The organism is Mesorhizobium sp. M0664, assembly GCF_040320565.1.
In the GTDB taxonomy this organism is placed as follows: domain Bacteria; phylum Pseudomonadota; class Alphaproteobacteria; order Rhizobiales; family Rhizobiaceae; genus Mesorhizobium.
Genome location: NZ_JAMYPW010000001.1, coordinates 136,726 through 161,784 on the forward strand (window position 1 = coordinate 136,726; position 25,059 = coordinate 161,784).

Genomic DNA, 25,059 nt, shown 5'->3' on the forward strand with positions numbered 1-25,059 from the left:
AACAGACAAGGGCGGTGCCTCCCACGCCGCAAACCGGAGCCAGAAAATGACCGCAAATCTCCCACCCGCGCCCAGCCAGGACAGCGCTCCCCGGCAGGCGCTTGCCATGTCCACCATCGCCTTCACCGTCTGCTTCGCGGTGTGGACGATCTTTTCAATCATCGGCGTGCGCATAAAGCAAGAGCTGGGGCTGAACGAGACGGAGTTCGGCCTGCTCGTCGGCACGCCGATCCTCACCGGCTCGCTCGTGCGTATGGTGCTCGGTGTCTGGACCGACCGTTTTGGCGGACGGCTGGTATACACCGCGACCATGCTTGCGGCGGCGGTCGCGACCTTTCTGCTCGCTTTTGCGCACACCTACGGGCAGATGCTGGTCGCCGCACTAGGCGTTGGGCTCGCCGGCGGTTCCTTCGCCGTCGGTGTCGCCTATGTCTCGCGCTTCTTCCCGGCCGGCAAGCAGGGTACGGCGCTTGGCATTTTCGGTGTCGGTAATGTCGGCGCCGCCGTCACCAAGTTCCTGGCACCGTTCGTGCTTCTCTCCTGGGGCTGGCAGTCGGTCGCGCTGATCTGGGCGGCAGCACTCGTCGTCATGGCCGCCGTCTTCTGGTTCACGACTGGCGACGATCCGGTCATCCGCGAGCGCCGCGCCGGCAAGGCAGCGCCCAAGAGAAGCTTCTTGCAGGAATTCGCGCCGCTCAAGAACCTGCAGGTCTGGCGCTTCGCCTTCTATTATTTCTTCGCCTTCGGTGCGTTCGTGGCGCTCTCGCTGTGGCTGCCCCGCTACCTGATCGGCGTCTATGGCTTCGGGCTTGCGACCGCCGGCATGATCGGCGCGGCCTATTCAATACCGGCAAGTATTTTCCGCGCCTATGGCGGCGTGCTTTCCGACCGGATCGGCGCCCGCACCGTGCTCTACTGCACCTTCGCTGTCAGTGCCGTCGCGACTCTCGTTCTGTCTCTCCCCTCGGCAGACTACGTCGTGCGCGGTATCAGCGGGCCGATCGCCTTCCATTTCGAGATCGGCCCGCTCGCCTTCATAGCCGTTGCCTGTGTGCTCGGCTTCTTCATGAGCCTCGGCAAGGCCGCCGTCTACAAGCACATCCCGGCCTACTATCCGCAGAGTGTCGGCGCGGTCGGCGGCGTTGTCGGCATGATTGGCGGGCTCGGCGGCTTTGTCCTGCCAATCGCCTTCGGCGTGCTCAACGACCTCACCGGCGTCTGGTCGAGCTGCTTCATGCTGCTCTTCGTCATCGTCGCCACCTGCTTTGCCTGGATGCATCTTTCCATCCGGCGGATGGAGCGCACGGCGCCTGCCGAAGCTTCAGGCCTTTCCTACGCGGCTGAGTGAGAGCGGAGTGGATCAGGACATGACCGAGAAACTCGTCATCATCGGCAACGGCATGGCCCCCGGGCGCATGCTGGAGCATCTCCTGGAAAAGGCGCCTGGGCGCTACCAGGTCACCATCTTCAACGCCGAGCCGCGCGTGAACTACGACCGCATCATGCTGTCGCCGGTTCTGTCGGGCGAAAAGGCCTATGAGGAGATCATCATCCATGGCGACGGCTGGTACATCAAGCACGGCATCACCCTCTACAAGGGCCACAAGATCGTCGCCATCGACCGGCAGGCAAAGACCGTCACCTCCGATCATGGCGTGACCGAGCCCTACGACAAGCTCGTCATCGCCACCGGCTCGGTGCCGTTTATCATTCCGGTGCCAGGCCATGACCTGCCGGGCGTGCTCACCTATCGCGATCTCGACGACGTCCGGGCGATGATGCTTGCCGCCCAGTCGCGGGCCAAGGCTGTCGTCATCGGCGGCGGCCTGCTCGGCCTGGAAGCGGCTGCGGGTCTGAACGCGCAGGGCATGGACGTCACCGTGCTGCACGTCATGCCGACGCTGATGGAGCGTCAGCTCGATCCGGCCGCCGGATATCTCCTGCAGCGCGCCGTCGAGCAGCGCGGCATCAAGGTCATCACCAAAGCCAACACCCAGGCGATCACCGGCAACGGCAAGGTCGAGCGGGTGGAGCTTGCCGACGGCACAGTCATTCCCGCAACGCTCGTCGTCATGGCGGTGGGCATCAGGCCGAATGCGGCGCTGGCGAAGGAAACCGGCATTGCGGTCAATCGCGGCATCGTCGTCGACGCCGGCATGCGCAGCAACGATCCCGATATCTACGCAATCGGCGAATGCGCCGAGGTCAACGGCCAGGTCTACGGGCTGGTCGCGCCGCTCTACGAGATGGCGCGCGTCGCCGCCAGCCATCTGGCCGGCAATGAGGCGGCGGCTTTCGTCCACATGGACACGCCGACTAAGCTCAAGGTCACCGGCATCGAGCTGTTCTCTCTCGGCGACTTCGCCGAGGGCGATGACCGTCAGGAGATCGTGCTGCGCGATGCCGCGGCCGGCGTCTACAAGCGCCTCGTACTCAAGGACGACCGCATCATCGGCACTGTGCTCTATGGCGAGACGGCGGACGGCGCCTGGTTCAACGACCTCAAGAAGAAGCAGACCGACATATCCGAGATGCGCGATACGCTCATCTTCGGCCAGTCCTACCAGGGAGGTGCCCCCCTGGACCCTATGGCGGCCGTTGCAGCCTTGCCGGATGATGCGGAAATCTGCGGTTGCAACGGCGTATGCAAGGGAAAGATCACCGGCGCGATCACGGCCAGGGGCTTGACCTCGCTCGACGATGTGCGCGCCCACACCAAGGCGTCGGCCTCCTGCGGCTCCTGCACCGGGCTGGTCGAAAAGCTGATGGTGCTGACCATCGGCGACAAATACAACCCCGCGGCGGTCCAGCCGATGTGCAGCTGCACCGCGCTTGGCCATGACGAGGTCCGCCGGCTGATCAAGGCCAAGGGCCTGAAGACCATTCCCGCCGTCATGCAGGAACTGGAGTGGAAGACCTCCTGCGGCTGCGCCAAATGCCGGCCGGCGCTCAACTATTATCTCGTCTGCGACTGGCCCGACGAATACGCCGACGATTACCAGTCGCGCTTCATCAACGAGCGCGTCCACGCCAACATCCAAAAGGACGGCACCTATTCGGTAGTGCCGCGCATGTGGGGCGGCGTCACCAACGCGGCCGAATTGCGCGCCATCGCCGACGTCGTCGACAAGTTCGAGATCCCGATGGTCAAGGTCACCGGCGGCCAGCGCATTGACATGCTCGGCATCCGCAAGGAAGACCTGCCGGCGGTATGGGCCGATCTCGGCCAGGCCGGCTTCGTCTCCGGCCACGCCTATGCCAAAGGACTGCGCACGGTGAAGACCTGTGTCGGCTCGGACTGGTGCCGCTTCGGCACGCAGGATTCGACCGGCTTGGGCATCCGTATCGAAAAATTCATGTGGGGCTCGTGGACCCCGGCCAAGGTCAAGATGGCGGTGTCGGGCTGTCCGCGAAACTGTGCCGAGGCGACCTGCAAGGATGTCGGCGTGATCTGCGTCGATAGCGGCTACGAGATCCATTTCGCCGGCGCCGCCGGTCTCGACATCAAGGGCACCGAAGTGCTCGGCCAGGTCAAGACCGAGGACGAGGCGCTGGAGCATATCGTGGCGTTGACGCAGATGTATCGCGAGCAGGGTCGCTATCTCGAGCGTATCTACAAATGGGCCAAGCGCGTCGGCATAGCTGAGATCAAGCGTCAGATCATGGACGATGGCGAGAAGCGCAAAGCCTATTTCGACCGCTTCGTCTTTTCGCAGAAATTCGCCCAGGTCGACCCATGGTCGGAACGTGCTTCCGGCAAGGACAAGCATGAATTCCGGCCGATGGCTTCGGTCGGCTTTGCCCAGGCGGCGGAGTAGGCGCGTGTTCCCGAAAAGTGGAATGCGGTTTTCGGACAAGAACACGCGCAAAAGAGGAATGGCCACATGAACTGGGTATCGATCGGCACGCTCTCGGACATTCCGCGTCGCGGCGCGCGCTGCGTCGCCACGCCGGAAGGAAAGATCGCCGTCTTTCGCACGGCCGACGATCAGGTCTTTGCCATCGACGACCATTGCCCGCACAAAGGTGGGCCGCTCAGCCAGGGCATCGTCCATGGCACGGCGGTGACCTGTCCCTTGCACAATTGGGTGATCTCGCTGGAGACAGGCAAGGCGCTCGGCGCGGACGAGGGCGCGGTGCGCACCATTGCCGTGCGGGTCGACGGCGAGCGGCTGTTCATTGCGCTGGAAGCGCTGGCCAGCCGCGCGGCGTGAACCATGCAGATTGATGAAGCGCGCGAGGTGAGGACCACCTGCCCCTATTGCGGGGTGGGTTGCGGCGTGCTGGCGAAGGTCGCCGCGGACGGTGAAATAACCGTTCGCGGCGACCCGGACCACCCGGCGAATTTCGGCCGGCTCTGCTCCAAAGGCTCGGCGCTGGCTGAGACCATCGACCTCGACGGCAGGTTGCTATACCCGGAGATCCACGGTCGCCGCACCGACTGGGACGAAGCGCTCGACCTTGTCGCTTCGACCTTCTCGCAAACCATTGCCGAACACGGCCCCGGTTCGGTCGCCTTTTATGTTTCCGGCCAGTTGCTGACCGAGGACTATTACGTCGCCAACAAGCTGATGAAAGGCTTTATCGGCTCGGCCAATATCGACACCAATTCGCGCCTGTGCATGGCCTCGTCGGTCGCCGGCCACCGCCGCGCCTTTGGCTCGGACACCGTTCCGGGAAATTACGAGGACCTGGAACTTGCCGACCTGATCGTGCTGGTCGGCTCCAATCTCGCCTGGTGCCATCCGGTACTCTACCAGCGCATTGCCGCCGCCCGGGAAAAGCGGCCCGAGATGAAGGTGGTGCTGATCGACCCTCGCCGCACCATGACCTCAGACATCGCGGACATGCATCTGGCGATCGCGCCCGATGGCGACGTCGCTTTGTTCACCGGGCTGCTCGCCTATCTCGGCCAGCACAACGCGCTGGACCGCACCTATATCACGGCGCACACGACCGGCTTCGGGCAAGCGCTTTTCGCCGCCTCGGCGCTCGATCTTGCCGGCATCGCGGCTGCCACGGGTCTCAGTGAGGACGAACTGGCCCGCTTCTACAGCCTGTTTGCCGCGACGGCGAAGACGGTGACCGTCTACAGCCAAGGCGTGAACCAGTCGTCTTCGGGCACCGACAAGGTCAACGCCATCATCAACTGCCATCTGGCCACCGGCCGCATAGGCAAGCCCGGCGCCGGGCCGTTCTCGGTGACCGGCCAGCCCAACGCCATGGGCGGCCGTGAGGTCGGCGGCATGGCCAACATGCTGGCCGCCCACATGGAGATCGAAAACCCCGAGCACCGCGAACGCGTGCAGCGCTTCTGGAATGCCCCAACCGTCGCCGAAAAACCCGGCCTGAAAGCGGTCGAGATGTTCCGAGCGGTGGCCGACGGACGCATCAAGGCGCTGTGGATCATGGCCACCAACCCGGTCGATTCGATGCCGGATGCCGATGCCGTCGAAGCGGCGATCAGGGCCTGCCCGTTTGTTGTGGTCTCGGACGTGCTGGGCGAGACCGACACGGTCCGCCACGCCCATGTCCGGCTGCCGGCCACCGCATGGGGCGAAAAGGATGGCACCGTCACCAATTCGGAGCGCCGCATCTCGCGCCAGCGGGCTTTTTTGGCCAGGCCCGGCGAGGCAAGGCCAGATTGGTGGATCATCACTGAAGTCGCCAAGCGGATGGGCTTCGGCGAGGCTTTTTCGCATGTGTCGCCGGCCGACATCTTCGCCGAGCACGCGGCGCTGTCGGGCTTCGAGAATGACGGCGCGCGCGATTTTGATATAGGCGCGTATGGCGATATCGGTGCAGAGGCCTATGAGGATCTTCTGCCGTTCCAATGGCCAGCGCCGGCCCCACCCTCCCCCTTGAGGGGAGGGTCGGCACGCGCGTTGAGCAAAGCGAAACAAGCGGGACGGGGTGGGGTCGGTGGTGAAGTCTCGACCTCTCCGGGTCGCCCCACCGAGGTGGAGGCCGTCGCAGATGACCCCCTCTGGCCTGCCGGCCATCTCCCCCTCAAGGGGGGAGATCAGCCTGCTGCTCGGCTATCGCCAGTCTCCCAGGTTGATGAGTGGGCGCAGCCGGCAAAACTGCCAATCTCCCCCCTTGAGGGGGAGGTGGCCGGCAGGCCAGAGCGGCGCGCGCGGCGCCAGCCGGAGGACAAAAGCACCCGCTTCTTCGCCAACGGCAATTTCTACACACCCGACGGCAAGGCACGCTTCATTGCCATCCGCCCAGCCGCACAAACCCGCACCAGCCTGGACTACCCGCTCGTCCTCAACACCGGGCGCGTCCGCGACCATTGGCACACCATGACGCGGACCGGCAAGAGCCCGCGCCTGTCGCAGCACATGGCCGAACCGTTCGTCGAAATCCACCCGGCGGATGCGCAGCACTTCGGTATCGGCGATGCCGACATCGTGCGCGTCTCGACTGGCCATGGCGAGGTGCTGGTCCGCGCCCTGGTGACGGTGCGCCAACGCCAAGGCTCTGTATTCGTTCCGATGCACTGGACCGATCAGATCTCCGCCCGCGCGCGTGTCGATGCACTGGTCCCGCCGACGACCGATGCGATTTCAGGTCAGCCGGCCTCGAAGAACGTTGCCGCCCGCCTCGAACGCTTCGCTGCCGCAGCCTTCGGTTTCGCGGTGCTTGCCGAACGGCCCGCCTCGATCGACGCCGATTACTGGAGCCTCGCCCGCTGCCCCGCCGGCTGGCGGCTTGAAATTGCGCTGCAGGACAGCCGTGACTGGACCGGGTTTGCCGCCTCCCTGTTAGGCATGGAAGGCGAGACGCTCGCCTATCACGACATCGCCGGCGGGCACCATCGCTTCGCCCGTTTCGCAGGCAATCGGCTGGTCGGCGCGCTCTATCTTGCGCCTACCCCGGTAGCGGTGTCGCGCGGGTGGGCAGTCGAACAACTTGGTGCTGACCATGCCGATCGGCAGGCGCGGTTGGCGATTGTCGCCGGGCGGCCGGGCGGCAACAGCGTCGACCGCGGTGCCACCGTCTGCGCCTGTTTCGGGGTCGGTGCCAACCAGATCGCGGAAGCGGTACGCGGCGGCTGTACCAGCGTCGCGGCAATCGGCGCCGCCCTTCACGCCGGCACCAATTGCGGCTCTTGCCGCGCCGAGATCAAGACCATTATCGACGGGCGGCGTCTGCAAGCTGCGGAGTGAATGCACCGAGAAACTCTGCCGTGCCGCTGCATGATGCTTACTAGCAATTTACAAACCATGGGCTACCAACGTCCTGACTTCGATTCGCTCGGAACGGGAGCCCCATGAGCAAAGCCCTGACCTCATTCGCGCTTGCCACCATGCTGACGGCCTTGCTGATGGCGCTCAGCCTGGCGGTGGCCAGGCATGGCTATCCCTATGGCGCGATCGGCGCCAAGCGCTTGAGCGACGTCGCCGATGCGGGGACGTTCATTCCGCTCGCGGCGATCTATTTTTTCAGCGCACTGCTGATGATGGTTCTGCCGATCAGGCTCGCTGGCATCGTCCTGACACATGCCGCCGATGCGATCTTCTGGACGGTCATCGTGTTGTTTGCGGTCATCGTTGGATGTCTCGCCGCGAGATTTGCTTTCGGTCAGCGCGATGTGCTCTCCGCACTGCTGAACTGGCGCTTCCTGTTTGTCGCAGCCGTCGTCGGGTGTCATCTGTTCATCAACGAGCTGCGCCGCAACATCTTGTTGAGAAGCCTGTTCTTCGTCGTCTTCGCCGCAGCGACACTGGCCTGCCTGTTTTGGTCCTTCACCGTCTGAGCATGTGCGACCGTCGGCAGGCGGCTTAATTCTTGTCGACCGGCTTCGAACGCATTCGCGAAACGGTCTCACGCTCGGCCCGCTTCGAACGCATCGGCGGCAGGCCGCGGTCGATCAGGTCCATGTCTTCCAGCACCATGTCGCCCATCCGCTTGAAGGCGATGTCAAGCGCGCCGGCCCGGTGGGCGGAGCGCAGGAACCCCGGCAATGTACGGACCGGGTGATCCTGGGCCAGAGGCTCCTCAGGAAAAACATCGCTGGCGGCGACGATATGGCCGCTGCGGACGGCGTCCATCAGTGCCGGGAAATCGACCACGCCGGCTCGGCTGAGCAGGATGAAAGCGGCTCCCTTGCGCATCCTGGCAAACGCCTCGGCACCAAGGAAACCCTGGTTTTCGCTGGTCACCGAAGCGACGACGAAGATGAAATCGCTGTTCGACAGAACGTCGTCGAGAGAGGCCGGCTCGACGCCGTTTTCGATCAGGATCGACGGCGGCAGCCACGGGTCCAAGACTTTTGTCCGCGTGCGAAAGCCTGACAGCAGCCGGTTGAGCGCACGGCCAAGATCGCCGAAGCCGATAATGCCGACATCCGCGCCGGAAAGAAGCCGTGCCGTCCGGTTGCCGTCGCCGCCCCACAGCTCCTTGCCATGACGAAATGCGAGATCGGCGTCGACGATGCCGCGGGCGAGGTTGAGCGCCATGGCAAGGCCGAGCTCGGCCACCGGTTCGGCAAACACCAGCCCGGTGGTGACGACATGGATGCCGCGCGAAAACAGCGTCTCGTAGGGCATGTTGTTGATGAGGTTGCTCTCGACATTGAAGATGCAGCGCAGCGCCTTCATTCTTTCCAGCGTCTCCGGCGCGATAGGTGGCTGGCCGACGATGTAGCGCGCCTCGGCAAGGATATCGGCCGGCAGCGCCGCCACCGCTTCGGGCGATATTTCGACGATGCGGTATTTCGATCGAAATTTCGCCAGCGCAGCCGGCGTGAAGATCAGGTCGAGCGTGCGCGGTTCGGGTGCGCTGATCACCAGCGGCAAGGCGCTGTCGGACATGATGATTTCCTCCCGTGCGATCCGCGTCGCACCACACTAGAATCGTCTTCCCCGCCCCGACACCTATCACATGCCTGTCGAGGAGGAGAAGTTTGCCTGCCTTCGGCCTTGCGGTGCGGCGGTCGGTGGTCCAGATAGACGGCGATCGAAGGACGACAAGGAAGACAGCGACATGATCCCGTTTCGAAAGAACCTCATCGATGGAGAGTGGGTAGGCGATGCCGGCTCCCGTAACATCAACCCGTCCAATCTCGACGACGTGGTCGGCGAATATGCATCGGGAGGCGCCGAGCACGCCCGGCAGGCCATCGCGGCGGCGAAAGCGGCATTTCCGGCATGGTCTCGATCGGGCCTGCTGGCACGCCATGCGGTGCTGAGGAAGGCGTCGGACGAGATCACCGCGCGGAAAGATGAAATAGGCCGGGCGTTGGCGCGCGAAGAAGGCAAGACGCTGGTCGAGGGCATCGGCGAGACTGTGCGGGCCGCCCAGATATTCGATTTTTTCGCCGGCGAGGCGTTGCGCCTGTCGGGCGAGCTGGTGCCGAGCGTGCGGCCCGGCGTCGGCGTCGAGATCACCCGCGAAGCGGTCGGCGTCGTCGGCATCATCACGCCGTGGAATTTCCCGATCGCCATTCCGGCTTGGAAAATCGCTCCGGCGCTGGCCTACGGCAACACCATCGTCTTCAAGCCGGCGGAACTCGTTCCGGAGAGCGCCTGGACCATTGTCGACATCCTGCACCGCGCCGGGCTGCCCAAGGGTGTGCTCAACCTGGTGATGGGCAAAGGTTCGGTGGTCGGCCAGGCGATGCTCGACAGTCCTGACCTCAACGCCATCACCTTCACCGGCTCGGTCGGCACCGGCAAGCGCGTCGCCGCCGCCAGCGTCGAGCACATGCGCAAGTTCCAGCTCGAAATGGGCGGCAAGAACCCGCTTGTGGTGCTCGACGATGCCGACCTTGCCGTCGCCGTCGACTGCGCCATCAACGGTGCCTACTTCTCGACCGGCCAGCGCTGCACGGCGTCGTCCCGCCTGGTGGTGACGGACGGCATCCACGACCGCTTCGTCGAGGCGCTCAAGGACCGCATGGCCAAGTTGGTCGTCGGCGACGCTCTCGATGCCAAGACGCAGATCGGGCCGGTTGTCGACCAGAGCCAGCTCAAACAGGACGAGGACTATATCGCCATCGGACGTCAGGAAGGTGCCGATCTCGCCTTCGGCGGCGAGCGGCTCGATCGCGAAACCCGCGGCTTCTATTTGCAGCCTGCGCTGTTCACCGAAACCACCAACGCCATGCGCATCTCGCGCGAGGAGATTTTCGGCCCGGTCGCCAACGTCATCCGCGTCAAGGATTATGACGAGGCGCTGGCGGTGGCCAACGACACGCCGTTCGGGCTGACGTCCGGCATCTGCACCTCGAGCCTCAAGCATGCCACGCACTTCAAGCGCAATTCGGAAGCCGGCATGGTCATGGTCAATCTGCCGACGGCCGGCGTCGACTTCCACGTGCCTTTCGGCGGGCGCAAGGGATCGAGCTACGGCCCGCGCGAGCAGGGCCGCTATGCCGCAGAGTTCTACACCACGGTGAAGACCGCTTACACGTTTGCCGGCTAAGAAAAGGCGGCAGACCAGCCAGGCAGCGAGCAAGTCGATGGCATCTGAGAATACGGACCTGACCTGGCTCAATCCGCCGCCGCACCACGCCTTCGGCAACAATACGGTGCATGTACGGACCGGTGAGGAGACCGACTTCTGGCGCGAGACGTTCTACGGCTTCTGGCGCGACAATGGCCATTTCCTCTATCGTGAGGTCGAGGGCGATTTCAGCGCCGAAGTCACCGTCAAGGGGCACTATGAGGTGCTTTACGATCAGGCCGGGCTTATGGTCCGCCTGAGCGAGACGCACTGGATCAAGGCCGGCATCGAATACACCGACGGGCTGATGTATTTTTCCGTCGTCGTCACCAACGATGCCTCCGACTGGTCGCTGGCCAGCATTCCGGCCGATCCGGACGGGGTCAGGATCCGCATGACCCGCCATGCCGAGACGATCCGCGTCCAGTATCGCGACCCATCTGACAAGCACTGGAAACCGGTGCGGCTTGCCTATTTCCCCCCGTCGAAAACGGTCGATGTCGGCATGATGTGCTGTTCGCCGCAGCGCGAGGGCTTCGAAGTGACATTCAGCGACTTTTCGATCGGCCCGCCGATCTCGCGGGAGCTTCACGACTGAGGCGCCGCGATCCGGTCGGGCGGTTTGCGTCCGGCCCCGCCTCAGTAGGTCGCCCGGCCGCCGGAGACGTCGAAGACGGCCGCCGTTGTGAACGAGCATTCCTCGGACGCGATCCAGCAGATCAGCGCCGCCACCTCCTCGACCTCGCCGAACCGCGCCATCGGTATTTTGGACAGCATGAAGTCGATGTGTTGCTGGCTCATCTGCTGGAAGATCGCGGTGCGCACGGCCGCCGGCGTGACGCAGTTCACCGTTACTTTGGTCTTGGCCAGTTCCTTGCCGAGCGATTTGGTCATGCCGATCACCGCCGCCTTGGAGGTGCTGTAGGCCGAGGCGTTCGGGTTACCTTCCTTGCCGGCAATCGAGGCGATGTTGATGATCCTGCCGTAATTGCGTTCGAGCATATGCGGGACCAGCGCCTTGTTGCAGAAGAAGACGCCGTTGATGTTGATGTCGGTGACCCGGCGCCAATCCTCCACCGAATACTCCCAGGTCGTCATGTTCGGCCCGGTGATGGCAGCACTGGTGACAAGGACATCGACCGCGCCAAGCGCTTCGATCGTCTCTCCGGCGGCGGCTTCGACCGCTATGGGGTCGGCGACGTCTAAGGTGACGCTGTGCAGGCCTGGAACAATGGCCTTGGCCTGCTCGATCTGGGCGGCATCGCGATCCCAGACCGAAACACGCCCGCCTTCGCCAGTGATCCTTTGCGCGACGGCCAGGCCGATGCCTGAGGCGCCGCCGGTGATAACAGCAGATCGTCCGGCAAATCGTCCCGCGAAACTCATCGGCATGTGGTCTTCCTCCCAATTGGCGGCGAATGTGAAGTCAACGGCGGACAAGTTCAAGCGCGGACTTGCAACCTCAGAACAGCTTATGATGGGCCAGCACCGGTCAATTGTACGGCACTGCCTTCTGGCCAAATCGTCTCGCCCGGTATGGAGAGAACGGCTGGAACGACGCGCCCGGTTGGCATCCGGGTGACAGGCGGCGCCGGATGGGTTATATTGCACTGCACAATGCGAGCGCCTGCAGGCGAGGCTCCCATCGATCCGACGAATCGGCCCACGAGCGGCCCATGAAATCGGCATTGAGCTGCAAGGACGGAAAACCGCTATCGAGATGAAGATTCCAAAATCTCTGTTGATCGATCCGGACAAGAACACGGTCTATGGCAGCTTTGCCGTTGCCGTCTCGATCTGGGCGTTTTCCTACTCGACCATTTTCGGCCAGGCCATGATCCTGGCCTACTATGCAGTCTGGCTACCGCTCATCCTGGTCGACTACCGCAAGATATTAAGGCACGCTTCCAGCGCCTGGCTTCCGCTGGCCTTTGCAACCTATGTCTGCTTCTCGGTGTTCTGGTCGGCGGCTCCCGGCACCACGGCAAGAACGGCCGTCCAATATTGCTCCCATATCGCCTGCGCCTACATTGCCGCGCGCACCGTCAGCGTCCGGACCTTGACCATAGGCGCCCTGATCGGGATTTTCGTCGTCCTGCTCTACTCGCTCAAGGTCGCGAGCTATTCCTACGACGTTCTCGATGGGACGTATAATTTCGTCGGCGCGTTCAGCTCCAAGAACCAGATCGGCTTTGTCGCATCGCTTGGCATCTATTTCTGCGTTGTCTACCTGGCCTTTCTCAGGCGCGGCCGGATAAGCTGTTTGTTGATCGTACCGATTGTCCTTCTATCGGGCTATCTGCTGGTGGTGTCGCATTCCGCCACTTCGATGGCATCTACCCCCGCGGTTCTCGCTCTGGTCGCCCTGCTTTCCATCGGCAAGCTGCTTTCGCTCCGCCATCGCCGGGTAATTTTCATAATCGGTGCGGGCGGGCTGGTCGCCTGCACCGTGATTGCGCTGAATCTCGGGCTGATGGACTTTGTCCTTGGCCTTTTCGGCAAGGATTCGACGCTCACCGGACGAACCTACCTCTGGCAACAGGGCTGGAATGCCGCGCAGCAATCGCCCATCCTCGGCGTCGGCTACGCGGCTTATTGGGTGCAGGGCTTCTCCGAGGCCGAGCGGCTGTGGAACGAATTCTATATCGCCGCGCGAAGCGGCTTCCACTTCCACAACACCTACATCGAGACCTTGGTGGAACTCGGCTTCGTCGGCGCGACACTGCTTTCGCTGATCATCCTGCGCACGCTCTGGGGTCACGTCTCGGCGCTGATATTCAGGACATGGCAAGCCGACTCCGTGATTCTTGCCGGCGTCATGGTGCTTCTGTTCATCCGATCCTTCGTCGAGGTCGAGACCCTCAATCCCTACATCATGGGATCGTTCCTGCTGTACTACAGCTACTTCAAGCTGGTGAGGGTGCCGGCCGTCGCTCCTTCCCGGTGGAGCGCCGTGAACCATCTCGAGGAACCGGACGCCGTGCGAGGCTAGAGCGGGCGGATCCAGGCGGTTCGTTGCCCGAAGGCCGCCTTGTTTTCTGATCCATAAGATCCCAAACGCAAAAACCCCGCAGACCGCTGCCTGCGGGGTTGGTGCTTTGCTCCGGTGGAAAGAAGCTACTGGATGGCCATGGGCGCCGGTTTGACCTTGATCACGTCCCCTGGCAGCACCGGCGTGTCTTCATCGGCGGTGATTTCGCTGGTCTTGCCGTCGACCACCCGCACCAGGGAAAATGACAAGGCCGCTGGTTCGTTGTTGCCGTAGAATTGCGGCATGGGGCTGCCCGACAAGGCTTCGGACATCAAGGCCTTTTCCATATTCAGCTTCAGCGTCGCCTCGTTGAGATCGGCTTCCGTCTGTTGCCGGTCGGTCGCGAGGCTGGAGTTCTGGGTGTTCTCGAGATCGATGGCGTCCTGGGTGGCCTTGCTGATCGACTGCTTGGCCGTGAGAATCGCCGTTTCGTAATCCAGGATCTGGCCCTCGAGGTCGGCGATGGTTTGCTGCGAGTTCAAAACCCGCGTGTTGACGACCAGGCCCTTTTGCGCCAGCGAGCCGATGCCGTTGAGCTGCTCCTTCGCCAGATCAACCTGCTTCTGCTGGTTGACGATCTTTTTCTGCAGCGAATCGATCTCGCTCTGCAGCAGCGCCTTCAAATCGTCGAGCGCCTGCAAGCGCAGCTTGAGTTTCTTCTGGTCGGCCGCCAGGATCGCCGTCTCATCGGCAACGATGCTGGGCAGCTTCGGATCGTCGGCCACCTCTTTCGGCACCGCGAATGTCGGCTTGTCCGCCAGTTCCGCTTCGATGCGGGCGCGCTTGACGGTCAGCCTGACCAATTGGTCTTGTAGTACGTCGAAATTGCCCTTGGCATTGATCAGGTCGCGGTCGTAGCGCTGTCCGCTCTCCGGGTTCCGCCGGGCTCCGCCGGCAATGCTCATCGCTTTCAGCACGGACAACCCAGGCACACAAGGATACTGGCCGGGCGATTGCACCTCGCCAGAGATGTAGAATGGCCGGTACTGCGCCATTTCGACGGAAGCCTCCGGCTTGTCGGCCAGAGCGAGCTTGCGCTGCAGCGCCTCGCCGAGCGATGCGGCGATCTCCGAAGTCGTCTTGCCGGATGCGGGCATCTCGCCGACGAAGGGAACCGACAAGGTTCCAGCGGGGCCGACCGTGTATTCTCCATTGATGGCCGACCAGTCACGAAACGTGCCTTCGACGGTCTGCCATTCCGCCACGCGGATGGTCAGCTTGTCCTGTGCTCCAAGCCGATAGTCGTCGGCGAAGGCAAACTGTGGCAAGGCTAGCGACAGGGTCAGGCCGGTCGCCATTGTAAGGCAAGTCGTCAAAAGCCGTACTCGCCGCATGCGTCTGGAGAGAATGCCGGTGCAAAAGATATCGATTATATCTGCTTTCAACTGAGCGTTTCCGATCTGGTTTGCCCCGCCCGATGAGCTGCCGATGCCTGAGTTAGGGGCCTGAGTTCCGGGCCCGAATTCTGGACAGCCGCTCCTCGATGCACGGCCAGCAAGCGGCCGTCAGTAGCAGCCTCGCGACATCCAGACCGCAGGTACGGTCTTGATGATGATGCGAATGTCTTCGAACATCGACCAGTTCTCGACATAGTGCCTGTCGAATGCGACGCGGCTGTCATACGAAACATCGTTGCGTCCGCTGACCTGCCAGAGCCCGGTGAGGCCGGGGCGCGATTTCAGGTAATAGACGGCCGAATTGCCATATATCTCCAGCTCATCGCGCACCACGGGACGAGGCCCGACCAGGCTCATATCCCCCTGCAGGATGTTGATGATCTGCGGCAACTCATCGAGGCTGAGCTTCCTCAGCACCGCTCCGACGCGCGTGATCCGCGGGTCGTTCTTCAACTTGCGGGTCGCTATCCATTCGGCGTTGGCCTCCGGATTCGCGGCGAGATAGGCAGCAAGCACCCGCTCGCCGTCTGCAACCATGGTGCGGAACTTGAGGCACGGAAAAATCCGTCCTCCGCGGCCGATTCGGCTGTGACCATAGAAAATCGGCCCGCCATCGGAAAACCTGACAAGCAGCGCTATCATTACGAACAGCGGGCTGAGAGCGACCAGGCCGATCAGCGAACCGACAATATCGAAGCTGCGTTTGAGCAGGCCGCCAATCGGTGGCGGAAAATCGACGCCGGCCTGCGAAAAATCCGCATCGGCCGGCTTGGCTACGTCCCTCATGCGTAAACTCCATACGTTGAACGGATGGTTTACCGCACGATACCAAAAAAATGTTGCAGCGCAACACACAATTTCTCAGACGGCTGTAATAGTCGCGTCATGAACTGACTAAATAATAAACTCGTCCTGCACAAAATTTCCCATTTATGTCGCAAAAGAGACAGATTATGGGCAATTTTGGAAAAGCTAGTCCAATTTTTGGGCTGATTTTAGGCGAATCGCTCTTTATACCCTCCTGTGGAGCTTTGCCGTCATTTAGAATTTCAAGATAATGACTGATGTTATGATAAAATACTATTCAATATTATGAATCATACTGGAGCGAGTCGATATCCGGCAATCAGTGGTGATGCCGACGTGTGCGTTGCACCATGGCGGAGTCGATCCCGAGGATTCGTTTAAAATTTATTCCGCAGCTGCCCTTGCCGCCTATTGCGCGGCTCAATAGAGTTGCAAATTGTTTCTGTCGGACTATGGACAGATTGGGCTAGGCCGGAAGCAACCGGCCAGAAGCGGGCAACCTAAATAAGCTCGCAGAGTTTAAGGGAGGTGCTCGGGGTGGGCTTGTCGACATTTTTTCCCGAGCCGGTTGATGGGCTATCGGGTATGTCACTGCCAAAGTTCATTATCGGAATGTGTTTTGCGCTGGCGATCGTGATCGTCTGGTCCTATTTAGGCGGCGCCTCGCTCGGTACGACGCTGTTTCGTGTCATCGGCTGCGCTATAGTCATCCAACTGGGTTATTTTCTGCTGGTCTTTGCCATGGTTGCCAGAAATGCCCCGACCCCGGCCGACAAAATCCGCGACGCTGAACGAAAGCTGAGTTCGAACGAAGCGGCCGAAGCCGAGAAACTCAGCGCCAGGAGAGGCCTTCACTGATTTCGGGCCTGGCCGCGGTCTGCGATGTCCATGTGACCTGTGGTTAAGCTCGCCGGTCCCCTGACGAATTGCTCGCCTCAACGACACCGGCAGTCGGCATTCCTGCTCTTTCAATTCCTTGACACTGCGGGCCTCGACGCGCTCGCTCCGCCCCGCCGCCGTCCGGTCGGCGAGGATCAGCAACTGGTTTCTGCCAGTTGAGCGCTCTGATGGAGCGTGTAGGAACGGCTCTGCCAAGCGGCGCATTTCTGGAGCCATCCCGATTGAGGCTCGCCGCCTGCCCAACCGGGCCATGACACCCAGCAAAATGAAAAACTGGACGGCGCCGATGATTTTGGCGATGCTTGCTTCGCACTTGCAGCATAGGCGTTTGGGCCGATGCATTTCAGAATGGGCGGTGGGGCATTGAGCGGACGGGGCGAGGAAATCCGCAACGACTTCTGCAATCGAGAGGCATGTTCATGACATCATTCCAGGTCTGCGTGATCATCGCCGCCCGCAATGCGGCGCGGACAATCCCGGCTGCCATTGCATCGGCATTACGCGAGCCTGAGGTTGCGGAAGTTGTCGTCGTCGACGACGCGTCTACCGACGATACCGCGAAAGTCGCCCACGCGGCCGGCGACGGCACGGGCCGCCTTTCCGTCATCCGCTTCGACGTCAATCGCGGCCCATCGTTTGCACGCAACGCCGCGATAGCCGGTTCCAGGTCGCCGTTCATCAGCATTCTGGACGCTGATGATTTCTTTTTCGAAGGCAGGTTTCACAGACTGTTCGCCAGCACCGATTGGGATTTCGCCGCAGACAACATCATGCTTGTCAGGGATGACGCGGCAACCGACGTTTCGAAAATCGTGGCTCCACCGTTCTCGCCCGAGCCGGAATTCCTCGATTTCGAGGGTTTCATCGACGCCAACATCTCCAGGCGCCGTGTGCAACGAGGGGAACTGGGGTTCCTCAAACCCGTGATCAGCCGCGCCTTCCTCGATCGGCATGGGCTGCGCTACGACGAGAAGCTGCGCCTGGGTGAAGACTATGAACTCTATGCGCGCGCGGTTGCCCTTGGCGCGCGCTTCAAGGTCATCAAATCCTGTGGCTACGGCGCGATCGTGCGCGCCGATTCGCTGAGCGGACGGCACAAGACCCAGGACCTGAAGCATCTGGCCGATGCCGACCTGGCACTGCTTGCGATCGACAGTTTGCCGGAGGCATCGAAGGCTGCGCTGAGAAGGCACGAGCGGCACATCCGCGACAAATACCGGTTGCGGAAGTTTTTAGACGTGAAGGCTGAGCGCGGGTTGGCACCGGCCGCGGCCTACGCCTTGGCCGGCTCGTCCAACCTCACAGCCGTCGTCCGCGGCGTCGCCTCCGATAAGCTGGATGCGCTGTTTCGCCGCGCCGGCCTCGCCGCGAAGCGTCAGCATGTGCCGCCGCTGCGCTTCCTCATGGCCGGAACCAGCACGGCCAACGAAAGCTAGGCACGTCAACGTGCGATGGCGGTAGCCACTCCCTTACCCTTCGGTCGGCTCGCACCATTTCAACGAGATTCATGAGTTTACGATCTAGGTGGTTGCCTATGCGCGCAGGGAATGGCAATCTACGTTGCGGTGCAGCAATTTTGGACGGCCAACCGAACTGGCCCGAGACATACCCTGTCGGAGGAGCTGGACGATGCAAGAAATGTCTTTTGAATGTGGACGGGCACTAAGGCCGTTCACCAGCTCGACGATGATGGGGCGCTGACTGCATGGCCTCGATCTTTCGCTTCCGGTCGAGAGATCCGGCGCGCGACACGCAGACCGACACCTCGCGCCTTGATCGGTTGGCAAAGCTGCTGGACCAGATCTCGGCCGAAGTCGAGGCGGAGAAGAGCGGCCTTGAGAACCGCTACAGGACAACGGCTACCAATGCCGCCTTTCTGGTTGAGGCGATGGAGAACGGAACGGTCTCCTCTCGCAGGTCTTCCGAAGTCGGCGAACTGACCAGGTCGATCCTGAATTGCGAGCGGCGCATCGCAGCGCTGTCGCGCCAGATGCAGAAGATGAAGGATCTCCGTCATTCGCTGGATGAAATCTTCGAAGAGAAGCGGCAGAACGGTCCCGACATAAGGACCGATTTTGTGAAGCCCGCCGATTCCGGCACAGGCTGAGCGAACACCCGGGTCGGCGCAATGGTTTTAGGCACAACACGGAGCTTGGGAGCGACAGAGGTCAAGATCAGGTTGTTTCGTCACGGTTCGAACGATCGCTTTGGGGGCGCACAGCACAAGGTGAGTTTGATATGAACGCAGGTCTTAAAAGCACGCCCGCCCCGGCAACCGGAGGCACCCCGTTCACGCGCCCGATCCCAGGCAAGCTGCGGCGGCTCCGTTCAGACGGTGCGTTTCTGCTGGTCGTTCTCGGCAGTCTGGTTGCGGGCCTGGTGCCCGCCGGCGCGCAGGATCTCCCAACCGCGCCGTCCTTTGTCGATGATTTCACCAGCCTCAGTCGCGCGCGCTGGTACATTTCCGACGGCTGGACGAACGGCAAGCATCAGAACTGCACCTGGTCCAAAAGCCTGATCGGGCTTTCCGACGGCATGCTGACGCTCGGTTTCGAGAAGCGCAAGCTGAAGGATCGCGAATTCGCCTGCGCCGAGATCCAGACCAAGCAGCGCTTCGGCTACGGCACCTACGAGGCGCGGATGAAGACCGACACGGGCTCTGGCGTCAACGCGGCATTCTTCAGCTTCGTCGGCGATGCCGACAAGCAGCCGCATGATGAAATCGACTTCGAGGTGCTGACCAAGGACACGTCCAAGGTCCAGGTCAATGCCTACATAGCCGGCAAAGGCAAGAACGAGAAACTGGTCGACGTCGCCGGCGGCACCGACAAGGCCTTCAACGACTACGCCTTCGTCTGGGAAAAGGACCGGCTGCGCTGGTACGTCAACGGCAAGCTTGTCCACGAGATCACCGATCCGGCGAAGCTGCCCACCCATTCGCAAAGGATCTATTTCAGCCTGTGGGGCAGCGATACGATGAAGGGGTGGATGGGGCCGTTCTCGGATCCGGGCCGCAAGCTCACCATGCAGGTGGATCGTGTTGCATTCACCGCACTTGGCCAGCCCTGCCAATTCCCCGAATCGCTGGCATGCAACACAAACTAGAAGCGCATCTGAACCGGCCGGGCCGAAGGTGGTCGGAAAACCGAAGCTCGAACAGGCCCGAAGCCTTGAACAGGGATGAAACCGAATGAATTTGACTGTCTTTGGAATCGGCTATGTCGGTCTTGTACAGGCGGCGGTGCTTGCCGAAGTCGGCCATCAGGTGGTCTGCGTCGACATCGATGCAAAAAAGGTCGAGCGGCTCAACCAGGGTCATGTCCCGATCTTCGAGCCTGGGCTCGAAAACATCGTCAAGGAGAACCATGCCGCCGGCCGCATCAAGTTCACCACCGACGCCGCCGCGGCGATCAAGCATGGCCAGATCCAGATGATCGCCGTCGGCACGCCGCCGGGCGAGGATGGTTCGGCCGACCTCAAATATGTGCTGGCCGTCGCCGAGGCCATCGGTCGTGAGATGGACGAGCCCAAGATCGTCGTCGGCAAGTCGACCGTGCCCGTCGGCACCTGCGAAAGGATAAAGGCCAGGATCGCCGCAACGCTGAAGGCGCGCGGGCGCGAGGATCTGGCTTTCGACGTCGCCTCCAATCCGGAATTCCTCAAGGAAGGGTCCGCTGTGAGCGACTGTATGAAGCCCGACCGCATCATCGTCGGCACCAGCAACGAGGACACCGAGGCGGTGATGCGCGAGCTCTACGCGCCGTTCAACCGCAACCACGAAAAGATGATCGTCATGGATGTGCGCAGTGCCGAGTTCACCAAATACGCGGCCAATTGCATGCTGGCGACCAAGATCAGCTTCATGAATGAAATGGCCAACCTGGCCGAGCAACTGGGCGCCGACATCGAGGAAGTCCGCAAGGGCATCGGCAGCGACCCGCGGATCGGCTACCACTTCATCTATCCGGGCCTCGGCTATGGCGGCTCGTGTTTCCCGAAGGATGTGCGTGCCCTGATCAAGACCGCCGAGGCCGTCAAGTTCGACGCCAAGCTGCTGCGTGCCGTCGAGGAGCGCAACAACCAGCAGAAGTCGGTCCTGTTCGAGAAGGTGGACCGCTATTTCAAGGGCAATCTCAAAGGCAAGACATTTGCGCTGTGGGGCTTGGCCTTCAAACCCAATACCGACGACATGCGCGAGGCCCCGGCCCGCACGCTGATGGAAGCGCTCTGGGCCGCCGGTGCCAATGTCCAGGCCTACGATCCCGAGGCGATGCAGGAATGCCAGGCGATCTACGGGCTGCGCGACGACCTGCAACTATGCGGCACCAAGGAGGCCGCGCTGCGAGGCGCCGATGCGCTCTTGATCGTGACCGAGTGGAAAAGCTTCAGCGCGCCGTCTTTCGATGCGCTGAAGAACGCGCTGACCACGCCCGTTATCTTCGACGGACGCAATCTCTACGACCCCAAGGTCATCGCCCGCCACGGCATCGAATACCACAGCATCGGCAGAATGGCGGCGTGACGCAAGGGCGGTCCAGCAAGGAGCCAGGTCCATGAAAGTTCTGTTTGCGGGCGGCAACGGCTACACGCCGCAGTTCAGCGGTGGCGTTCAGTCGAGCACGCATCATCTGGTCGAGCAGCTGCGCGAGCACGGTCATGACGCCTCGGTTCTGGCGGCGCTGTTCGGTGACGGCATGTTCGGCTTGAAGGCGCGCGCCAAGATGAAGCTGCTTCGCCAGCGAGCGGTCATCGACAGCTATCCCGGCTATCCGGTCGTGCGGGCATGGTTTCCCTGGGAGGCGGCGCGCTTCGCGGTCGAACGGCTCGATCCCGATGTCGCCGTCGTGCAGTGCCACAAATCGGTGCCGATCGGAAAGGCGCTGCAGGCGCTCGGAATACCGCTGGTGGTCTATCTGCGGAACGTCGAATTCCACGAATTGGCCGGCGACCTGCGCGAATTGCATTCGGCGCTTTATATCGCCAATTCCGAATTCACTGCGCGCACCTATAAGGAAAGGTTCGGCATCGACTCGACCGTGATCCCGCCGACCATCAATCCCGGGCTCTACAGCACGCCGACCACCGGTGAATTCGTCACGCTGATCAATCCTTACAACGAAAAAGGGTTCGAACTCGCCGTGCGCATCGCCGGCCAATGCCCCGAAATTCCGTTCCTGTTCGTCGAAAGCTGGAAGCTCGACGACGACCATCGGGCGCAGATCGAACGGATCATCGCGCCGCTGCGCAACGTCAGGCTGGAAAGCCGCACCAGCGACATGAAGACCGTCTATGGCCGCACCAAGATCCTGCTGGCGCCCAGCAAATGGGAAGAAGCTTGGGGGCGGGTGGCATCCGAGGCCCATTGCAGCGGCATTCCAGTCGTCGGGTCCCGTCGCGGCGGCCTGCCGGAAGCGATTGGCGCCGGCGGCGTGGTGCTCGACTATGATGCACCGCTCGACGACTGGGTCGCCGCGGTCAGGCGACTATGGAGCGACAAGGCCGAGTACGACCGTCTGTCGGCGGCGGCGCAGCTGTTTTCGGAGCGGCCACAAATGAACCCCGACAGCCAGTTCGCGACCTTCCTCCGCGTTCTCGACAACGCCAGGCAAGGCGCGCTGGAGCGTGCCGCCTGATGCATTTCGTCCAAAACCATGCACGTTGCCCAAAAGCCGGCTCTCGCGCCTGACCGGGGTGGGAGCTGCCTTGGGACAAAGACACGCACAACACCAGACGCTTGAGGCGCCTCGCACGGTGGCGACGGGCGTCAGCCCTCATCCGCGCGAGCAGATCGCCGACCGGCCTCGAAAGATCGTCCATCCAATGAAGATTTGCTTCGTAGTTGATAAGTTCCCCTCTTTGTCGGAGACCTTCGTCCTCGACCAGATAGAAGGGTGCCTCGAGCGCGGCATGCAAGTCGGCGTCGTCTGCAACGAGACGTCCTTCGGCAAGGACAGCAACATCGACGATCGCCGCTGGCAGGCTCTCCCTGGCAAGGTCGTCTGCTGGTGGGGCGGGCTGGGGCGCTTTCGCCCGACGCTCAGGAAATGGTCGGGCAGGTTCTGGGATAAGCTCTCGACCGCTGTCGACATCGCTTTTGCGCGCAAATTGCAGAACGCCGATGTGATCGTCGCGCATTTCGGCAATAACGGCATGCGCGTCGCCCGCGCCATGAAACGAGGCCGGATTTCCGCTCCTTTGGTGACCATATTCCACGGCCGCGATGTCGGCGAACCGCTGCATGACAACACGCTCACGCGCTACAAGGTTGTCTTCGACAAGGGCGTTCTCCAGCTCCCGGTGAACGCGTTTTTCCGCGATGCCCTGATCGGCGTCGGCGCACCCCCGGCGCAAGTCATGGTTCACCATATGGGCGTGCGGCCCGGTGAGATCGGCTACCATTGGCGTTCCTGGGACCGGGACACGCTGTCCTTCATCTCGGTCTGCCGGCTGACCGAAAAGAAGGGCATCGAATTCGCCCTTCGGGCGCTCGCCAGCCTGCCGCGGCGCGACTGGGTCTATTCGGTGATTGGCGGCGGCGAATTGCTGGAAGAGTTGAAGAAGCTCGCCGCAAATCTCGGCATTGCCGACCGGGTGACTTTCCTCGGGCCGCGTCCGCACGCCGAGGTCAAGCAGCGCCTGCGCAATGCCCACGTATTCCTGCTGCCTAGCGTTGCCGCGCGAGACGGCGATCTCGAGGGTATTCCGGTGGCGCTGATGGAGGCTATGGCCGCCGGGCTGATCGTCGTCAGCACCTATCACTCGGGCATTCCCGAACTGATCGAGGATCAGGAGACAGGCTTCCTCGCACCGGAGCGAGACGTTGCGGCGTTGGCCCGCAAGCTTGTCTGGGTGGCCGAGAACCCGGACAAATGCGAGCGCATCGCACGTGCGGCGCGCCGCAAGATCGAGCAGGATTTCAACGCGGACGTACTCAACGAACGTTTTGCGCAGATCGTTGCCCAGCTGGCCGAAGCCAGGCAGCCGGCATGAACGCCAACCCGCCCCCCCAGTTCGGTCGCGTCGCCCTGCGCGGCGGCATGGTAACGATCGGCGCGCAAGGCTTCAAGATGGCGATCCAGTTTCTCTCGGTGATCGTGCTTGCGCGTCTGCTCGTCCCCGAGGATTTTGGCCTGGTGGCTTCCGTCGGGCCGATTGTGGCCTTTGTCGGACTGCTTCAAAACCTTGGCCTCCAGCAGGCCGTGGTCCAGCGCAAGGACATAAGCACCGAGCAGCTCAACCAGGTATTCTGGATCAGTGCGCTGGTGGGGTTGGGCAGTGCCGTGGTGGTTGCATGCCTGGCGCCCGCCATCGCTGCCTTCTATGGCGATCAACGCATGGTCGGGATTACCATCGGCTCTGCCTTGCCGCTGCTGCTTGGCAGCCTCGCCGCGGTGCCGCTGGCGCTGATGAACCGTCACTTGCGCTTTGGCCAACTCGCGCTGAACGACGTGATAACCGCTGCTGCCGGACTTGCGACTACCGCAATCGCCGCCTATGCGGGGTTGGGCTACTGGTCGCTGGTCATCGGCCCTGCGGTATCGGCTGTTGTCGCGCTGGCCGCGGCATGGCAGGTGGCGCGCTGGACGCCGTCGCGGCCGGACCTGAAGGTCGATACCGACATATTGTCTTTCGGCGCCAATCTGACCGGCTTCAATCTGGCCAACTTCTTCTCGCGCAATCTCGACAACATCCTGATCGGAAAATATTCGGGCGCGATCGAGCTCGGCTATTATGACCGCGCCTACAAGCTCCTGCTGTTTCCGCTGCAGAACATCAACCAGCCGCTGACACGCGTGATGGTGCCGCTGCTGAGCCGCATCCATGAGGACAAGGCGCGGTTTCGCGACATCTATGTGCGAACCAATTGGATGCTGGCGGCCATCACTATGCCCGGCATCGCGGCGCTGACGCTGACGTCGGACCAGGTCGTCGGGCTTCTCTTCGGCGAGCGCTGGACAGCGGTGGCGCCGATCTTCGCCTGGCTGGGCATCGCCAGCCTGATCCAGTCCGTCTCGAGCACCACCGGCTGGATCTTCATCTGCCAGGGCAAGACCAAGACCATGTTCCACTGGGGCATCTACTCGTCGCTGACGACGGTCGCCGCCTTCATCATCGGCCTGCACTGGGGCGCCGTCGGTGTCGCGGCGGCCTACGCGATCAGCGGCTATGTGCTGCGCGTCCCGGTGCTTGCCGTTCTTGTCCACCGGGTCGGCCCGGTGACCGCAGCCGACTTCCTGGTCATGCAGGGGCTTTTCATCGCGTCATCGCTGCTTGCCTGGTCCGTGTACCGGGAGTTGCCGGCATCGCTGACCAGCCAGTCAGACCTGCTCGCGGTGGTCCTGGCGGGTGCCCTCAATTATTCGATCGGCCTGGTCCTCATGCTCGCCCTTCGCCAGTCGCGCAGCGCCCTGTTCACCACGCTTTCCAGCGCCATGCGCAACGCCCGCTAGGCCGGCAATCACCGGCCTCAAA

The 25,059-nt window shown here is 62.3% G+C and carries 20 protein-coding genes; 16 read left to right on the top strand and 4 right to left on the bottom strand.

Going from position 1 to position 25,059, the window contains the following annotated elements; all coding sequences use genetic code 11:
- The first annotated feature begins 46 nt into the window (after nucleotides 1–46).
- From NKI39_RS00600 to NKI39_RS00620, 5 genes are all read left to right on the top strand, one after another.
- Entirely contained in the window at nucleotides 47–1,348 is a 1,302-nt protein-coding gene (locus NKI39_RS00600; RefSeq protein ID WP_352818599.1) for an MFS transporter, read from the top strand.
- A 19-nt stretch (nucleotides 1,349–1,367) separates the two neighbouring features.
- Nucleotides 1,368–3,818, top strand: a complete 2,451-nt coding sequence (gene nirB / locus NKI39_RS00605) for a nitrite reductase large subunit NirB (RefSeq protein WP_352830307.1) — start codon at nucleotides 1,368–1,370, stop codon at nucleotides 3,816–3,818.
- Between the two features lie 66 nt (nucleotides 3,819–3,884).
- Nucleotides 3,885–4,214, top strand: coding sequence for a nitrite reductase small subunit NirD (gene nirD / locus NKI39_RS00610; RefSeq protein ID WP_352448440.1), 330 nt, complete (start codon nucleotides 3,885–3,887; stop codon nucleotides 4,212–4,214).
- A gap of 3 nt (nucleotides 4,215–4,217) precedes the next feature.
- A complete protein-coding gene (locus NKI39_RS00615; protein ID WP_352448441.1) occupies nucleotides 4,218–7,172 on the top strand; it encodes a nitrate reductase in 2,955 nt (984 codons plus the stop codon).
- Between the two features lie 104 nt (nucleotides 7,173–7,276).
- The gene (locus tag NKI39_RS00620; protein ID WP_352448442.1) at nucleotides 7,277–7,762 is read left to right on the top strand and encodes a hypothetical protein; all 486 of its coding nucleotides are present in this window, start codon (nucleotides 7,277–7,279) and stop codon (nucleotides 7,760–7,762) included.
- Between the two features lie 25 nt (nucleotides 7,763–7,787).
- Here NKI39_RS00620 and NKI39_RS00625 read toward each other — a convergent pair whose 3' ends face one another.
- A complete protein-coding gene (locus tag NKI39_RS00625; protein ID WP_352830312.1) occupies nucleotides 7,788–8,819 on the bottom strand; it encodes a hydroxyacid dehydrogenase in 1,032 nt (343 codons plus the stop codon).
- 175 nt (nucleotides 8,820–8,994) lie between these two features.
- Here NKI39_RS00625 and NKI39_RS00630 point away from each other — a divergent pair, with 175 nt between their 5' ends.
- Nucleotides 8,995–10,431 carry an aldehyde dehydrogenase family protein gene (locus NKI39_RS00630; protein ID WP_352448672.1) on the top strand — a complete coding sequence of 479 codons (1,437 nt, stop codon included), beginning with the start codon at nucleotides 8,995–8,997 and terminating at the stop codon, nucleotides 10,429–10,431.
- Nucleotides 10,432–10,468: 37 nt separating this feature from the next.
- Nucleotides 10,469–11,050: a DUF1349 domain-containing protein gene (locus tag NKI39_RS00635; RefSeq protein ID WP_352448444.1), complete on the top strand. Its 582-nt coding sequence runs from the start codon at nucleotides 10,469–10,471 to the stop codon at nucleotides 11,048–11,050.
- 41 nt (nucleotides 11,051–11,091) lie between these two features.
- On the opposite strand, the gene NKI39_RS00640 is transcribed toward NKI39_RS00635, so the two are convergent.
- The gene (locus NKI39_RS00640; protein ID WP_352448445.1) at nucleotides 11,092–11,844 is read right to left on the bottom strand and encodes an SDR family NAD(P)-dependent oxidoreductase; all 753 of its coding nucleotides are present in this window, start codon (nucleotides 11,842–11,844) and stop codon (nucleotides 11,092–11,094) included.
- Nucleotides 11,845–12,172: 328 nt separating this feature from the next.
- On the opposite strand from NKI39_RS00640, the gene NKI39_RS00645 reads away from it, so the two are divergent.
- Nucleotides 12,173–13,444, top strand: coding sequence for an O-antigen ligase family protein (locus NKI39_RS00645; RefSeq protein WP_352448446.1), 1,272 nt, complete (start codon nucleotides 12,173–12,175; stop codon nucleotides 13,442–13,444).
- Nucleotides 13,445–13,569: 125 nt separating this feature from the next.
- Here NKI39_RS00645 and NKI39_RS00650 read toward each other — a convergent pair whose 3' ends face one another.
- Nucleotides 13,570–14,781, bottom strand: coding sequence for a polysaccharide biosynthesis/export family protein (locus NKI39_RS00650; protein ID WP_352448673.1), 1,212 nt, complete (start codon nucleotides 14,779–14,781; stop codon nucleotides 13,570–13,572).
- Between the two features lie 207 nt (nucleotides 14,782–14,988).
- A complete protein-coding gene (locus tag NKI39_RS00655; protein WP_352448447.1) occupies nucleotides 14,989–15,666 on the bottom strand; it encodes a sugar transferase in 678 nt (225 codons plus the stop codon).
- Between the two features lie 558 nt (nucleotides 15,667–16,224).
- Between NKI39_RS00655 and NKI39_RS00660 the strand changes: the two genes are divergently transcribed.
- The 8 genes from NKI39_RS00660 to NKI39_RS00695 all read left to right on the top strand — a co-directional run bounded on the left by NKI39_RS00660 (nucleotide 16,225) and on the right by NKI39_RS00695 (nucleotide 25,037).
- On the top strand, nucleotides 16,225–16,545 hold the full coding sequence (locus NKI39_RS00660) for an exopolysaccharide production repressor protein (protein WP_352469919.1): 321 nt from the start codon (nucleotides 16,225–16,227) through the stop codon (nucleotides 16,543–16,545).
- A gap of 455 nt (nucleotides 16,546–17,000) precedes the next feature.
- Nucleotides 17,001–18,023 (top strand): glycosyltransferase family 2 protein, encoded by a 1,023-nt coding sequence (locus NKI39_RS00665; RefSeq protein ID WP_352818589.1) that lies wholly within the window; start codon nucleotides 17,001–17,003, stop codon nucleotides 18,021–18,023.
- A 269-nt stretch (nucleotides 18,024–18,292) separates the two neighbouring features.
- The gene (locus NKI39_RS00670) at nucleotides 18,293–18,694 is read left to right on the top strand and encodes a hypothetical protein (RefSeq protein WP_352469921.1); all 402 of its coding nucleotides are present in this window, start codon (nucleotides 18,293–18,295) and stop codon (nucleotides 18,692–18,694) included.
- Between the two features lie 131 nt (nucleotides 18,695–18,825).
- Nucleotides 18,826–19,692: an endo-1,3-1,4-beta-glycanase ExoK gene (gene exoK / locus NKI39_RS00675; RefSeq protein ID WP_352769067.1), complete on the top strand. Its 867-nt coding sequence runs from the start codon at nucleotides 18,826–18,828 to the stop codon at nucleotides 19,690–19,692.
- A gap of 85 nt (nucleotides 19,693–19,777) precedes the next feature.
- Nucleotides 19,778–21,109 (top strand): UDP-glucose dehydrogenase family protein, encoded by a 1,332-nt coding sequence (locus NKI39_RS00680; protein ID WP_352469923.1) that lies wholly within the window; start codon nucleotides 19,778–19,780, stop codon nucleotides 21,107–21,109.
- Between the two features lie 31 nt (nucleotides 21,110–21,140).
- Nucleotides 21,141–22,220 (top strand): glycosyltransferase, encoded by a 1,080-nt coding sequence (locus NKI39_RS00685; protein ID WP_352769069.1) that lies wholly within the window; start codon nucleotides 21,141–21,143, stop codon nucleotides 22,218–22,220.
- 70 nt (nucleotides 22,221–22,290) lie between these two features.
- On the top strand, nucleotides 22,291–23,577 hold the full coding sequence (locus tag NKI39_RS00690; RefSeq protein ID WP_352769071.1) for a glycosyltransferase: 1,287 nt from the start codon (nucleotides 22,291–22,293) through the stop codon (nucleotides 23,575–23,577).
- Nucleotides 23,574–25,037: a lipopolysaccharide biosynthesis protein gene (locus NKI39_RS00695; protein ID WP_352769074.1), complete on the top strand. Its 1,464-nt coding sequence runs from the start codon at nucleotides 23,574–23,576 to the stop codon at nucleotides 25,035–25,037. Before NKI39_RS00690 ends, NKI39_RS00695 begins: the two co-directional genes overlap by 4 nt.
- Nucleotides 25,038–25,059: the final 22 nt, after the last annotated feature.